Below are 13,010 nucleotides of genomic sequence, written 5' to 3'. Positions count from 1 at the left end.
CACCGGGTGCCACGTGGGGGTAGAAAGTGCTGCCATGAGCCTCTACCACGAGATCACTCAGCGGGATCTGCGGAACCGGTCCGGCGAGATCATGGACGCGGTCGAACACGGCAGCACCTTCGTGCTCACCCGCAGCGGGACGCCGATCGGAGAGCTGATTCCGCTGCGCCGGCGCCAGGCGGTCCCCCGCGCGCAGTTCGCACGGGGGTCCGAGCACGCTCCCGCCATCGATCCGGAGCGGTTCCGGGCCGACGTGGACGCGGCTGTCGACGACGAGGTGTCCGACCCGTATGGGCAGGTGAAGGGCACGGGCTGATCGACACGGACATCCTGATCCTGCGGGATTGGATCGACCACAGCCGCCTGCCGGACGTGCTGTCGATCAGCGCGATCACCCTCGCCGAGCTTTCCGCCAGGCCCCAGCCCACTGCCGACCCGGAGGAAAGGGCGCGACGGGTGGCCGTCCTGCAACTGGTCGAGGCCGAGTTCGATCCGCTGCCGTTCACCGCTGAGGCGGCGAGGGCGTGCGGCCGGGTGGCGGCCGCTGTTCTGGCTGCGGGGCGGACCCCGCGCCGGCGCTTCGCCGGCCTGCTGATCGCCAGCACCGCGATCGCGTGGCGGCTTCCCCGGTACACCACGAATCCCCAGGACTTCGCCGGTCTGGACTCGGTGCTCCAGGTGGTCGCCGTGGATCGGCCGGGCTGAGCGGGACGCCGAGTCGGCCGGTTCTGTCGTACCCCGCTGGTAAGAATTCTCCTCGTGAAGATCACCCCCGATCAGCGCCGGGCCCGGCTCGGCGTGCGGCACCACCTCGCGGTTCCCGCGGCTTCGGCCGAGCGGGCGGCCGAAGGCGTCGTCGCGCTGCACGCGACCGACCCGGCATCGGTCTACCTGGCCGCGTGGGCGCGGATGGCCGCCGGTGCCGATGTCGTGGCCGAGGTCGGGCGGGCGCTGTACGAAGACCGCACGCTGCTGCGGATCCTCGGCATGCGCCGCACGGTCTTCGTCACCGGGGTGGCGCCGGCCGCCCTCGTGCAGGCGGGCTGTTCGGCCGGGATCGCGGTCAAGCAACGGAAACTGCTCGAACAGCACCTCGCCGGCCAAGGACACCCGGAGAACGTGCCCGAGCCCGGGCCGTGGCTGGCCGAGGTCGAGCGGAGCGTCGAAGCCGCGCTGCGTGCCCGGGGCACCGCCACCGCGCAGCAGCTGGCCGAAGACGAGCCGCGGCTGCGCCAGCAACTGCACCTGGCCCAGGGCAAGCCGTACGCGGCGATCGGCGCCATCACCAGCCGGGTGCTCTTCCAGCTCGCCGCCGACGGGCGGATCGTGCGCGGCCGGCCGCGCGGCAGCTGGCTGAGCACCCAGTACCAGTGGGCCCCGCTCGACGGCTGGCTGCCCGGCGGGCTGGCCCCCTGGCCGGCCGAGGCGGCCCGGGCGGAGCTGGCCCGCCGCTGGCTGTTCGCGTTCGGGCCCGCGCCGGTGGCCGACCTGCGCTGGTGGACCGGGTGGACGGCCGCCCAGACCAAGCAGGCGCTCACCGCCGTGCGCCCGGTCGAGGTCGATCTCGGCGGTGCGCCCGGGGTGGTGCTGGCCGACGACCTCGAGCCCGTCGCCGAACCGGCGCCGTGGGTCGCGCTGCTGCCCGCGCTCGACCCCACGGCGATGGGCTGGGCGGCCCGCGACTGGTACCTCGGCGGGCACCGGGCCGCCCTGTTCGACCGCAGCGGGAACATCGGCCCGACCGTGTGGAGCGACGGGCGCGTGGTCGGGGCGTGGGCCCAGCGCGCTTCGGGCGAGGTCGTCACCCGGCTGTTCGAGGACGTCGGCGCGGATCGCGCGGCGGCCGTCGAGCGGGAGGCCGCCCGGCTCACCGGGTGGCTGGGGCCGGTGCGCGTGATCCCGCGGTTCCGGACCCCGGCCGAACGTGACCTGAGTGGGTGAGCCGGGGCACCAAGACCGATCCAGCGCGTGGTCCGCCCGCCGCCCGGTGACAGATCACGGTTTTCTGTCGCAAGCGCGTGAGCTGGCTTCTTAATCGATTCTTGACGCGTCCGCGCAGTGGTGGAAGTCTCGTTGGGGCAGTCCGGGCCGCGCCCGCCCGCACGCTAGGGTGGCGCCGAAGTCCGGAAGCCTTCCGGGGCCCGCCCCGGGATCCGGTCCGCCGCGGCGGACCGGGGGGACCAGCCGAACCGAAGATCTTTTCCTGAGCTGTTCAGAGCTATTTCAGAAGGAGTGGCAGCAGTGACCGTTCGCGTAGGTGTCAACGGCTTCGGCCGGATCGGCCGCAACTTCTTCCGCGCCGTGAAGGCGAGCGGTCACGACATCGAGGTCGTCGCGTTCAACGACCTCGGCGACGTCGACACGATGGCGCACCTGCTGAAGTACGACTCGATCCTGGGCCGGTTCCCGGGCGAGGTCGGCGTCAGCGACGACGGCATCGTGGTGGACGGCAAGACGATCAAGGCCCTCGCCGAGCGCGACCCGGCCAACCTGCCCTGGGGCGAGCTGGGCGTGGACGTCGTCGTCGAGTCGACCGGCTTCTTCACCAAGGCCGACGCGGCCAAGGCGCACCTGGCCGGCGGGGCCAAGAAGGTCATCATCTCCGCGCCCGCCACGGGCGAGGACCTGACCGTGGTGCTGGGCGTCAACGACGAGAAGTACGACGGCTCGCAGAACATCATCTCGAACGCCTCGTGCACCACCAACTGCCTGGGCCCGCTGGCCAAGGTCCTCAACGACGCCTTCGGCATCGAGCAGGGCCTGATGACCACGATCCACGCGTACACGCAGGACCAGAACCTGCAGGACGGGCCGCACAAGGACCTGCGCCGCGCCCGCGCCGCCGCGCTGAACGTGGTGCCCGCCTCGACCGGCGCGGCCAAGGCGATCGGCCTGGTGCTGCCGGACCTGCTGGGCAAGCTGGACGGGTACGCGCTGCGCGTGCCGGTGCCGACCGGTTCGGCCACCGACCTCACGGTCACGCTGAAGAAGGCCGCCACCGTGGACGAGGTCAACGCCGCCTACCGGGCCGCCGCGGACGGGCCGCTCAAGGGCTACCTGCGCTACAGCACCGACCCGATCGTGTCCTCGGACATCGTCACCGACCCGGCCTCGTGCATCTACGACTCGCCGCTGACCAAGGTGATCGGCAACCAGGTCAAGGTCGTCGGCTGGTACGACAACGAGTGGGGCTACTCCAACCGCCTCGCGGACCTGATCAAGCTCGTCGGCTCGAAGCTGTCCTGAGCGCGATGACGGTCAAGACTCTCGAAGACCTGCTGGGCGAAGGCGTTCAGGGCCGGTACGTGCTCGTGCGGTCCGACCTGAACGTCCCGCTCGAAGGGTCGCGGATCACCGACGACGGCCGCGTCCGCGCGGCCCTGCCGACGTTGAAGAAGCTCGCCGGCGCGGGCGCCAAGGTGCTCGTCACGGCGCACCTCGGCCGTCCGAAGGGCGAGCCGGACCCGAAGTACACGCTCGCGCCGGTCGCGAAGCGGCTGGGTGAGCTGCTCGGCACCGAGGTCCCGCTGGCCGGCGACCTGGTCGGCGACGCGGCCAAGGCACTGGCCGGCGGCCTCGCCGACGGCCAGGTCGCCCTGCTGGAGAACGTGCGCTTCGACGCCCGCGAGACCAGCAAGGACGCCGTCGACCGCTCCGAGCTGGCCGCCGAGCTGGCCGCGCTGGTCCCGGGCGGGGCCTTCGTGTCCGACGGGTTCGGCGTGGTGCACCGCAAGCAGGCCTCGGTCTACGAGGTCGCCGCGGTGCTGCCGGCGTACGCGGGCGGGCTCGTGCTCGCCGAGCTCGAGGTGCTGAAGAAGCTCACCGACGACGTCGCGCGGCCGTACGTGGTCGTGCTCGGCGGCGCCAAGGTGTCGGACAAGCTGGGCGTGATCGCGAACCTGCTGACCAAGGTCGACCGCCTGCTCGTGGGCGGCGGCATGGCGTACACCTTCCTCAAGGCCCAGGGCCACGAGGTGGGCCATTCGCTGCTGCAGGCCGACCAGCTCGACCAGGTCAAGGGCTTCCTGGCCGAGGCCGAGAAGCGCAACGTCGAGCTGGTGCTGCCGGTCGACGTGCTCGCGGCCACCGGCTTCGCGGCCGACGCCGCGCACGAGGTCGTCCCGGCCACCGGCATCCCGGCCGACCGCGAGGGCCTGGACATCGGCCCGGCCAGCCGTGAGCTGTTCGCGAGCAAGCTCGCCGACGCGGCCACGGTGTTCTGGAACGGCCCGATGGGCGTGTTCGAGTTCGAGGCGTTCGCCGGCGGCACCCGGGCCGTCGCCGAGGCGCTCGTGGCCAGCGAGGCGTTCACCGTGGTCGGCGGCGGCGACTCGGCCGCCGCGGTGCGGCAGCTGGGCCTGCCCGAGGACGGCTTCTCGCACATCTCCACCGGTGGCGGTGCCTCCCTGGAGTACCTGGAGGGCAAGGAGCTGCCCGGGGTGGCCGCGCTGGAGGTGAAGCACTGATGGCGCGCAAGCCGTTCATCGCCGGCAACTGGAAGATGAACCTGAACCACCTCGAGGCGATCGCGCTGGTCCAGAAGATCGCCTTCGCGCTGCCGGAGAAGTACTACGCCAAGGTCGACGTGACGGTGCTGCCGCCGTTCACCGACATCCGCAGCGTGCAGACCCTCACCGACGGCGACAAGCTGCCGCTGACCTACGGCGCGCAGGACGTCTCGCCGCACGACTCCGGCGCCTACACCGGTGACGTGTCCGCCCCGATGCTGGCGAAGCTGGGCTGCAGCTACGTCACCGTCGGGCACTCGGAGCGGCGCGCGATCCACGGCGAGAGCGACGAGCTGGTCAACCAGAAGGTCAAGGCCGCGCTCAAGCACGGCATCACGCCGATCCTGTGCGTGGGCGAGGAGCTCGAGGTCCGCGATCGCGGCGAGCACCTGGAGCACACCACCGCCCAGCTGGTCGAGGGGCTCAAGGGGCTCAAGCCCGAGCAGGTGCAGACCGTGGTCGTCGCGTACGAGCCGGTGTGGGCCATCGGCACCGGAAAGGTGGCCACCCCGGCCGACGCCGAGGAGTGCTGCAGGGCCCTTCGGGCCAAGGTGGGCGAGAAGTACGGCGCCGAGGTGGCTTCGGCCGTTCGGGTGCTTTACGGCGGTTCGGTGAAGTCCGGCAACGTCGGTGAGCTGGTGTCCTGCGAGAACATCGACGGTGCTCTGGTGGGTGGCGCGAGCCTCGACGGGGACGAGTTCACCAAACTCTGCGCCCTGGCCGCCGGTGGGCCGCTGCCCTGATCGGGGCCACTACCGGGTAGCCTGTGTATCCGGTCCGTCACACAGCAGTGGACGAGTCCAGGGGTACGGTGGGGATCCGCGCGAGCGGGCCCGGCCGTGCCCCTGCATTCTCCGAGAACTACAGAGGATGACATGAAGCTGTTCCTCCAGATTCTGTTGATCGCCACCAGCGTGCTGCTGGTGGTGGCCGTGCTGCTGCACCGCGGCCGGGGCGGCGGCCTCTCGTCGCTCTTCGGCGGTGGCATGCAGTCCAGCCTGGCCGGGTCCAGCGTGGCCGAGAAGAACCTCGACCGGATCACCCTGCTGCTGGGCGCCATCTGGGTGATCAGCATCATCGGCCTCGGCCTGCTGCTGAAGGTCTGACGGACCGGTAGCCCGCGCAGAAGTGTGTGCACCGGCGTGCCTATTGGGAGGCGCGCCGCCGATTCGTAGGTGTGAGGATTCATGGTTGGCGGTAACGCGATTCGCGGCACCCGGGTGGGTGCCGGTCCTTCGGGCGAATCGGAGCGAGGTGAATCGGCCCCACGTCGTCGCGTGTCCTACTGGTGCGCGAACGGCCACGAGGCCCGTCCGTCCTTCGCGATGGAGGCCGAGATCCCCGACGAGTGGGACTGCCCGCGCTGCGGCCTCCCCGGTGGGCAGAACGAGAAGAGCCCGCCCGCCGCACCCCGTACCGAGCCGTACAAGACGCACCTGGCCTACGTGAAGGAACGCCGCAGCGACGCGGACGGCGAAGCCATCCTGGCCGAGGCCCTCGAGCGCCTCCGCCAGCGCCGCGAACTGATCTAGGGCGCCAGGTTCCACCGAGCCACCGACCGGGTCTCCCGACCCGGCCGGTGGCTTTTCCGTGCCCAGGGGCAGCGGGACGCGGCGGGCGCCGGCGTTCGGCTCCCGCGAATCCGAACCCCTTCCGTAAATGCCGGAGGGACACCGCCGAAGCCGGATCGCGGCTCGGTGCGGTGTCCCTCCGGGCGGGGGACCGGGGTGGCGTCAGCGTTCCAGGGGGTACCTGGCCCGGACGCGGAACCCGCCGTCTTCGGTGTCGGCCGTCTCGAAGCTGCCGCCCAGGAGGCGGGCGCGCTCGGCCAAGCCGGTGAGGCCGTGGCCGCCGGAGGGGAGGCACTCGCCGGCTCGGTTGGCGCGCTCGTTGCGGACCTCGATGTTCAACGTCCCGCTGCCGCCCTGGATGCGGATGGTCGCGGTGGCGCCGGGGGCGTGCTTGTGCACGTTGGTGAGGCATTCCTGCACCGTGCGGTAGGCCGCGGCGGAGACCTGGTTCGGCACGGTGTCCGGGAGGCGCTCGACGGTCAGGTGCACCGGGACGTCGGCGGTGCGGATCAGGTGGTCCAGCTCGCCGATGCCGGGGCGGGGGCCGTCGTCCTCGGCGCCCGAGCGCAGGACGCTGACCAGGGAGCGCAGCTCCTCCAGGGTGCGGGTGGAGAGCTGGCGGATGACCTGCGCGGTCTCCACCGTGCGGGCCTCGTCGCTGGCCTGGGCCTGCAGCGCGCCGGCCTGCATGGCGATCAGGGTGATCTGGTGCGAGACGACGTCGTGCATCTCCCGGGCCAGCCGGGCGCGCTCCTCGGCGCGGACGGCGTCGGCGTGGAAGCGGCGCTCGCGGTCGCGGCTGCGGGCCAGCTCGACCAGCTTGGCCGAGATCACCGTGCGGGCCCCGATCAGCAGGGCGATCGCGATGGGCATCCCGGCCACCAGCACGCCGTAGATCCCGTCGAGGATGTGCTCACGCCAGCTGAGCTGCACGAAGTCGTCCAGCGGCCACTGCACGAACCGGCAGGTGAACACCAGCCCGGCGCCCACCCAGGTCTGCCAGCCGAACTGCCGCCGCGTGGCCAGCATGCCGAGCGTGATCATCGAAGCCAGCTGGGCCCACCCGGCGAGGAAGCCTGGCACGGCGGCGAGCACGGCCAGGAACGGGAATCGCCGGCGGAACACCACGGCCAGGCAGGCCGCGCCCGAGAGGTAGACCGAGTACGGCTGGGCCTTGGGCGGGATGACCAGCCAGACGTCGAGCACGGCCAGCAGCACGGCGGCCGCTTCGACCCCCACCAGCGCGACCGTCGGGCGGCGCAGGGCGGCGAACACGCCGGTCAGGCTGGCTTGCCTGACCCGGTCGGCAGCGCCCGCCCCGGGGCTGCCCATCGAGATGCCTGGAATCGAGAGTCCCTCTGTGCTCATCGCGGCGACCCCATTCGTCTTGTGGACTTGGTAATGAGATGCGCGAGGTACCCGATCGGGACGCGTGGCTACGAACAAATGTGCGGATGCTAACGAAGAGGCGTGTGACGACGGTAAGTTTCACCCCATCACTGGGCCGGGGGCTGCGGATCTCCGTCACTACGACGTTCGGGGAAGCATGCGTCCTGGATGTCACCTCGTGTTGATCACACCACTCTAGGTTCACCTTACGGGCGATCCCACATAGTGGTGAGCCGCTCTTCGGTGGACTGACCCTTACGCCGTTCGGCGCGCCGGGCCCCACGACCGGCGGTTCACTCTTCCGCGCAAGCTCGCGATCCGGGCCGGAGCGCGGCTCCGCCCGCCGCCGCAAGACCCCAGACCCGGCGCCCCAGCACCCCCGGACACGGCGAAGGCCACCCCGGGGGAATCCGGGGTGGCCTTCGACTGCTGGAGTGAAGCTAGCCCGTCGGTGTCTGGTAGACCTTCGTCAGCTTCCCGGCCGCGGCGCGGTCCAGGAGCCAGAGGGTCCGGTGGTAGCCGCGGGCGCCGGAGACCGGGACCTCGACCTCGTCGGCACCGGACAGCGCCAGTGAGACGGCTTCGGCCTTGCCCTCGCCCGCCGTCATCAGCCAGACCTCGCGGGAGCGGCGGATGGCGGTCAGGGTGAGCGAGACACGGGTGGGCGGCGGCTTCGGGCAGTTGCGCACCGCGACCACCGAACGCGCGGTCTCGTGGACGGCCAGCGAGTCCGGGAACACCGAAGCGGTGTGCCCCTCTTCGCCGAGGCCCAGCATCATGATGTCGAACGCGGGGACGCCGCTGCCGTCGTCCGTGCCGTCGGTGGCGGCGTTGGCGGCCAGCACTTTCGCGTACGCGGCGGCGGCCGCGTCGACGTCGTCGCCGAACTCGCCGCCCGAGGGCGCCATCGCGTACACCCGCTTCGGGTCGAGCGGCACGTGGTCGAGCAGGGCCTCGCGGGCCTGCTTCTCGTTCCGCTCGTCCGAGTCCGCGGGCACGAACCGCTCGTCGCCCCAGTACAGGTCGAGGCGCGACCAGTCGATGGCGTCGCGGGCGCTGGAGCGCCGCAGCTCTTCGAGCACCGCGATGCCGGTGCCGCCGCCGGTGAGCCCGACCGAGGCGCAGCCCTTGGCCGCCTGGATGTCCACGATCCGCGTGACCAGCCGGGCCGCCGCGGCGGCGGCCAGCAGCCCGGAGTCCGGGTAGACGACGACTTCGGTCCGGCTCATGAGCCGCTCTTTTCCGCCGCTTTGGCCTTGGCCGGGGCCTTCTTGGCCGGTGTCTTGGCTGCCGCTGCCGTCTTGGCTGCCGCCGTCTTGGTTGCGGGGGCCTTGGCCGGCGCCGTCTTCTCCGCCGCCGGGGCCGCGGCCCGGGCCGCCGCGGTGCCGGTGACGATCTTGTGCAGGCCGTGCAGCGACGCCTCGTAGACCTCGTCCGGGTCGAGCCGCCGCAGCTCCTCGATCAGGCAGTCCTCGTTGGTGCGCCGCTGCAGCGAGATCCGCCGCGTGGGCTGGCCCGGCTGGGTCAGCGTGCCGACCCGGCCGTCCGGGCGCGCCAGCTCCACCGAGCCCGAGCGCCGCTCCAGCGTCACCGAGATGATGCCCTGGGCGCTGGAGCTCTTGATCCGCTTCACCGGCACCTTGAGGTACTCGGCCAGCCAGCCCGCCAGCAGCTCAGTGGACGGCGAGTCGGCCTCGCCGGTCACGGTCGCGCCGGTGACCTTCTCGTACGGCGGCAAGTCCAGCGCGGACACGAGCTGGGCGCGCCAGCGCGTCAGCCGGGTCCAGGCCAGGTCGGTGTCACCCTCCACATAGGACTTGGCCCGCGTGGTCAGCGCCCGGATCGGGCTCTTCTCCGCGGCCGAGTCGGTGATGCGCCGCTGCGCGAGGTCGCCCAGCGGGTCCTCGGCCGGCGACTTCGGGCCCGCGCCCGGCCACCAGGTGACGATCGGCGCGTCCGGCAGCAGCAGCGGCACCACCGCGCTCTGGCCCTGGGCGGCCAGCGGCCCGTAGAGCCGCAGCACGATGACCTCGCTCGCGCCGGCGTCGCCGCCCACGCGGATCTGGCCGTCGATGCGGGGCGCGGCGGTGCGCGCGCCCTTGGCGACCACGATCACCCGTGACGGGTGCTCCCGGCTCGCGTCGTTGGCCGCCTCGATGGCCTCTTCGAGCTTGGCGTCGTCGTCGGCGACGATCACCAGGGTCAGCACCCGGCCCAGCGCGACCTGGCCGCCCTGCTCGCGGATCTCCACCAGCTTCTTGTTGAGCGCCGAAGTGGTGGTGGATGGCAGGTCGATGATCACGGACGCCTCCAGTTCCGGCCGGTACGCTCCAGCATCTCGTCCGCCGACTTCGGTCCCCAGGTCCCCGGCGGGTACGACTCGGGCGAGCCCTGCTCGGCCCAGTGGTCCAGGATCGGGTCCAGGATCTCCCAGGACAGCTCCACCTCTTCGTTCACCGGGAACAGCGAGGGCTCACCCAGCAGCACGTCGAGGATCAGCCGCTCGTAGGCCTCGGGGGAGGACTCGGTGAAGGCGTGCCCGTAGCCGAAGTCCATGGTGACGTCGCGGACCTCCATCGTGGTCCCCGGCACCTTCGAACCGAACCGCAAGGTGATGCCCTCGTCCGGCTGCACGCGGATGACCAGCGCGTTCTGCCCCAGCTCCTCGGTCGAGGTCGAGTCGAACGGCAGGTGCGGGGCGCGCTTGTAGACCACCGCGATCTCGGTGACCCGGCGGCCGAGCCGCTTGCCGGTGCGCAGGTAGAACGGCACCCCGGCCCAGCGGCGGTTCTGCACCTCCAGCGTCACCGCGGCGTAGGTCTCGGTCTTCGAGTCCTTCGCGAACCCGGCCTCCTGCAGCAGGCCCGGCACTTTGGTGCCGCCCTGCCAGCCGCCGGCGTACTGCCCGCGCGCCGTGGTCTCGTCGAACGGCTCCAGCGGCTTGGTCGCCGCCAGCACCTTCGCCTTCTCCGCGCGCAGCGCCTTCGGCTCGAACGACAGCGGCTCGTCCATCGCGGTGAAGGCGAGCAGTTGCAGCAGGTGGTTCTGGATGACGTCGCGGGCGGCGCCGATCCCGTCGTAGTACCCCGCGCGGCCGCCGAGGCCGATGTCCTCGGCCATGGTGATCTGCACGTGGTCGATGTAGTTGGCGTTCCAGATCGGCTCGAACAGCTGGTTCGCGAAGCGCAGCGCCAGGATGTTCTGCACCGTCTCCTTGCCGAGGTAGTGGTCGATGCGGAACACCGACTCCTCGGGGAAGACGTCGTTCACGATCGCGTTGAGCTCCTGGGCGCTCTTGAGGTCGTGGCCGAACGGCTTCTCGATGACCACCCGGCGCCAGGTCGAGGCGTCGGCGTCGGCCAGGCCCGAGCGGGCCAGCTGCTTGGTCACCACCGGGAACGCGCCCGGCGGGATCGAGAGGTAGAACGCCGTGTTGCCGCCGGTGCCGCGCTCGAGGTCGAGGTCCTTCACGGTCTTGGCCAGGCGGTCGAAGGCGTCGTCGTCGTCGAAGGTGCCCTGCACGAACCGGATGCCCTCGGCCAGCCGGTTCCAGACCGACTCCTTGAACGGCGTCCGCGCGTGCTCCTTCACCGAGTCGTGCACCAGCTCACCGAAGTCCTGGTGTTCCCAGTCGCGGCGCGCGAACCCGATCAGCGAGAAGCCGGCGGGCAGCAGGCCGCGGTGGGCCAGGTCGTAGATGGCGGGCATCAGCTTCTTGCGCGCCAGGTCGCCGGTGACCCCGAAGATCACCAGGCTGGACGGGCCGGCGATGCGCGGGAGGCGTTTGTCCCGCGGATCGCGCAGCGGGTTCTTCCAGCCGGCGGAAGCGGTCATGCCCCGACCTCCTGGATGGCCTGGACGGCGCGGACCAGCTCGGCCAGCCCGGCCGCGCGGTCGGTCAGGTGCAGCCGCAGCACCGGGCGGCCGTGCTCGGCGAGCACCTGGCCGTCGCCCAGCGCCTGCGCGTGCTGCAACTGGCCGAGGGTGTAGGGCCGCTCCGGCACCTCGATGTCCTCGGCGATCACGCCGGTGATCTGGAGGAAGTTGCCGTTCTGGTGGCCGCCCTTGTGGTACTGGCCGGTGGAGTGCAGGAACCGCGGGCCCCAGCCGAAGGTGGTCTGCAACCCGGTGCCCTTGGCGATCTCGCCGCGCAGCAGGGCCGTCGACGCGTCGTCGAGGCGGTCGAGGTAGGCCTGCACCGCGAGGTAGCCCTTCTCCGGGGCCGAAGCGAAGAACGCGCGCAGCACGTCCTTCAGCTTCCCTTCGGTGGCAACGCCTTCACTGCCGAAGATCTCCACGGCACCGTCCACGTTGGACGCTTTTTCACCGCGCTGAGCCTTGTGGGGCTCAGCCCCAGCACCCGACCGGGGGGCAAGCCCCCCTGGACCCCCCGAAGCGAGTCGGTCGGGGTCGTCCAGCAACGCGCGCGTGGCCTTCTTCGCGGCCTCGACGTCGGGCTGGTCGAACGGGTTGATCCCGAGCAGCCGCCCGGCCAGCGCGGTCGCGAACTCCCAGAGCAGGAACTGCGCGCCGAGCGGGCCGGTGACGGAGATCTTCGCCGCGCCCTGCGGCGAGCCGACGGCGACCGGGGTGGCGTCGGACTTCGCGTCGGCGAAGCCGGGGGCCTGCGGGCCTTCCACGGCGACCGGCAGCAGGCCGGTGCCGAGCTTGCCGGTGGACTCCGCGATGAGCTGTTCGGCCCAGTCGGGGAAGCCGGTCAACGGGCTCGGGCTGCCGGAATCCGTGGCGGCCAGTACGACCTTCTCGGCGCCGTCCTCGTGGGCGGCGGCCCAGGCGGCGGCCAGCTTGACCGCCGGGTTGTCGGCCGAGTCGGACCCGAGGACCCCGGCCACCGCGGCGGCCTGGTCGAGCAGCCGGGCTATGTCCGCGCCGGCCAGGCCCGCGGGCACCAAGCCGAACGCGGTCAGCGCCGAGTAGCGGCCGCCGACGTGCGGGTCGGCCAGGAAGGTCTTGCGGTAGCCCTCCTGGCCGGACAGCTCCGCCAGCGGCGAGCCCGGGTCGGTGACGACCACGATCCGCCGGCCGGCGTCGATGCCCGCGTCGGCGAACGCCCGGGCGAAGATCCGCCGGTGGCTGTCGGTCTCCATGGTGCCGCCGGACTTGGACGACACCACCAGCACCGTGCGCTGGAGGTCGCCCGCCAGCGCGTCGGCCACCTGGCCCGGGTCGGTCGTGTCCAGCACGGTCAGCGCGACCTCGGACGTGCCGGCGATGACCTCCGGCGCGAGCGAGGAGCCGCCCATGCCGGCGAGCACCACGCGGTCGACGCCCTCGGTGCGCAGTTCGGTGCGCAGCGCCTCGATCTCGCCGATCAGCGGCCGGGACGACTTGTGCAGCGAAGTCCAGGACAGCCGGATCGACGCCTCGGACTCGGCGTCCGGGCCCCACAGCGTGGCGTCGTTCGCGGCGAGCTTCGAGGCCGCCTGATCGGCGACCAGCCGCTCGAGCAGGGGCGCCGCCTTGCCTGCCAGTTCGGCGTCGACGATCTCGACGCCGGTTTCATCCCCTGTCATGGTTCCGG

General features: G+C 71.8%; 13 protein-coding genes. 8 read left to right on the top strand and 5 right to left on the bottom strand.

Going from position 1 to position 13,010, the window contains the following annotated elements; all coding sequences use genetic code 11:
• Nucleotides 1-34 precede the first annotated feature (34 nt).
• From NYF13_RS24010 to NYF13_RS23975, 8 genes are all read left to right on the top strand, one after another.
• Nucleotides 35-316, top strand: coding sequence for a type II toxin-antitoxin system prevent-host-death family antitoxin (locus NYF13_RS24010; RefSeq protein WP_315659828.1), 282 nt, complete (start codon nt 35-37; stop codon nt 314-316).
• 56 nt (nt 317-372) lie between these two features.
• Nucleotides 373-705 (top strand): VapC toxin family PIN domain ribonuclease, encoded by a 333-nt coding sequence (locus NYF13_RS24005; protein WP_315659827.1) that lies wholly within the window; start codon nt 373-375, stop codon nt 703-705.
• A 54-nt stretch (nt 706-759) separates the two neighbouring features.
• Nucleotides 760-1,941, top strand: a complete 1,182-nt coding sequence (locus NYF13_RS24000) for a winged helix DNA-binding domain-containing protein (protein ID WP_315659826.1) — start codon at nt 760-762, stop codon at nt 1,939-1,941.
• 300 nt (nt 1,942-2,241) lie between these two features.
• Nucleotides 2,242-3,246 (top strand): type I glyceraldehyde-3-phosphate dehydrogenase, encoded by a 1,005-nt coding sequence (gene gap, locus NYF13_RS23995; protein WP_315659825.1) that lies wholly within the window; start codon nt 2,242-2,244, stop codon nt 3,244-3,246.
• A 5-nt stretch (nt 3,247-3,251) separates the two neighbouring features.
• Complete coding sequence (locus NYF13_RS23990; protein ID WP_315659824.1) at nt 3,252-4,466, top strand: phosphoglycerate kinase; 1,215 nt, start codon at nt 3,252-3,254, stop codon at nt 4,464-4,466.
• A complete protein-coding gene (tpiA, locus tag NYF13_RS23985) occupies nt 4,466-5,251 on the top strand; it encodes a triose-phosphate isomerase (protein WP_315659822.1) in 786 nt (261 codons plus the stop codon). The genes NYF13_RS23990 and tpiA overlap by 1 nt, the downstream gene beginning before the upstream one ends.
• Nucleotides 5,252-5,383: 132 nt before the next feature.
• Nucleotides 5,384-5,614 carry a preprotein translocase subunit SecG gene (gene secG / locus NYF13_RS23980; protein WP_091618852.1) on the top strand — a complete coding sequence of 77 codons (231 nt, stop codon included), beginning with the start codon at nt 5,384-5,386 and terminating at the stop codon, nt 5,612-5,614.
• Nucleotides 5,615-5,695: 81 nt separating this feature from the next.
• A complete protein-coding gene (locus NYF13_RS23975; protein ID WP_091618855.1) occupies nt 5,696-6,040 on the top strand; it encodes an RNA polymerase-binding protein RbpA in 345 nt (114 codons plus the stop codon).
• A gap of 201 nt (nt 6,041-6,241) precedes the next feature.
• Here NYF13_RS23975 and NYF13_RS23970 read toward each other — a convergent pair whose 3' ends face one another.
• From NYF13_RS23970 to NYF13_RS23950, 5 genes are all read right to left on the bottom strand, one after another.
• Nucleotides 6,242-7,447 (bottom strand): histidine kinase, encoded by a 1,206-nt coding sequence (locus NYF13_RS23970; RefSeq protein ID WP_315659821.1) that lies wholly within the window; start codon nt 7,445-7,447, stop codon nt 6,242-6,244.
• A 461-nt stretch (nt 7,448-7,908) separates the two neighbouring features.
• Nucleotides 7,909-8,697 carry a 6-phosphogluconolactonase gene (gene pgl / locus NYF13_RS23965; protein WP_315659820.1) on the bottom strand — a complete coding sequence of 263 codons (789 nt, stop codon included), beginning with the start codon at nt 8,695-8,697 and terminating at the stop codon, nt 7,909-7,911.
• Complete coding sequence (opcA, locus tag NYF13_RS23960; RefSeq protein WP_315659818.1) at nt 8,694-9,770, bottom strand: glucose-6-phosphate dehydrogenase assembly protein OpcA; 1,077 nt, start codon at nt 9,768-9,770, stop codon at nt 8,694-8,696. Before opcA ends, pgl begins: the two co-directional genes overlap by 4 nt.
• The gene (gene zwf, locus NYF13_RS23955; RefSeq protein ID WP_315659817.1) at nt 9,767-11,302 is read right to left on the bottom strand and encodes a glucose-6-phosphate dehydrogenase; all 1,536 of its coding nucleotides are present in this window, start codon (nt 11,300-11,302) and stop codon (nt 9,767-9,769) included. The genes opcA and zwf overlap by 4 nt, the downstream gene beginning before the upstream one ends.
• A complete protein-coding gene (locus NYF13_RS23950) occupies nt 11,299-13,002 on the bottom strand; it encodes a glucose-6-phosphate isomerase (protein ID WP_315659816.1) in 1,704 nt (567 codons plus the stop codon). The genes zwf and NYF13_RS23950 overlap by 4 nt, the downstream gene beginning before the upstream one ends.
• Nucleotides 13,003-13,010 lie beyond the last annotated feature (8 nt).

Origin of the sequence: Amycolatopsis sp. PS_44_ISF1 (assembly GCF_032335455.1) — a bacterium.
GTDB lineage: Bacteria > Actinomycetota > Actinomycetes > Mycobacteriales > Pseudonocardiaceae > Amycolatopsis.
Note: the sequence above shows the minus strand (reverse complement) of the source record. Positions and strands in the feature narration are given on the sequence as shown.

Bases quoted from the DNA above. Each gene is read 5' to 3' on its own strand.
- zwf (WP_315659817.1), bottom strand. From the start codon at position 11,302: ATGACCGCTTCCGCCGGCTGGAAGAACCCGCTGCGCGATCCGCGGGAC.
- NYF13_RS23990 (WP_315659824.1), top strand. From the start codon at position 3,252: ATGACGGTCAAGACTCTCGAAGACCTGCTGGGCGAAGGCGTTCAGGGC.
- NYF13_RS23950 (WP_315659816.1), bottom strand. From the start codon at position 13,002: ATGACAGGGGATGAAACCGGCGTCGAGATCGTCGACGCCGAACTGGCA.
- pgl (WP_315659820.1), bottom strand. From the start codon at position 8,697: ATGAGCCGGACCGAAGTCGTCGTCTACCCGGACTCCGGGCTGCTGGCC.
- NYF13_RS23970 (WP_315659821.1), bottom strand. From the start codon at position 7,447: ATGAGCACAGAGGGACTCTCGATTCCAGGCATCTCGATGGGCAGCCCC.
- NYF13_RS24010 (WP_315659828.1), top strand. From the start codon at position 35: ATGAGCCTCTACCACGAGATCACTCAGCGGGATCTGCGGAACCGGTCC.
- secG (WP_091618852.1), top strand. From the start codon at position 5,384: ATGAAGCTGTTCCTCCAGATTCTGTTGATCGCCACCAGCGTGCTGCTG.
- NYF13_RS23975 (WP_091618855.1), top strand. From the start codon at position 5,696: ATGGTTGGCGGTAACGCGATTCGCGGCACCCGGGTGGGTGCCGGTCCT.
- tpiA (WP_315659822.1), top strand. From the start codon at position 4,466: ATGGCGCGCAAGCCGTTCATCGCCGGCAACTGGAAGATGAACCTGAAC.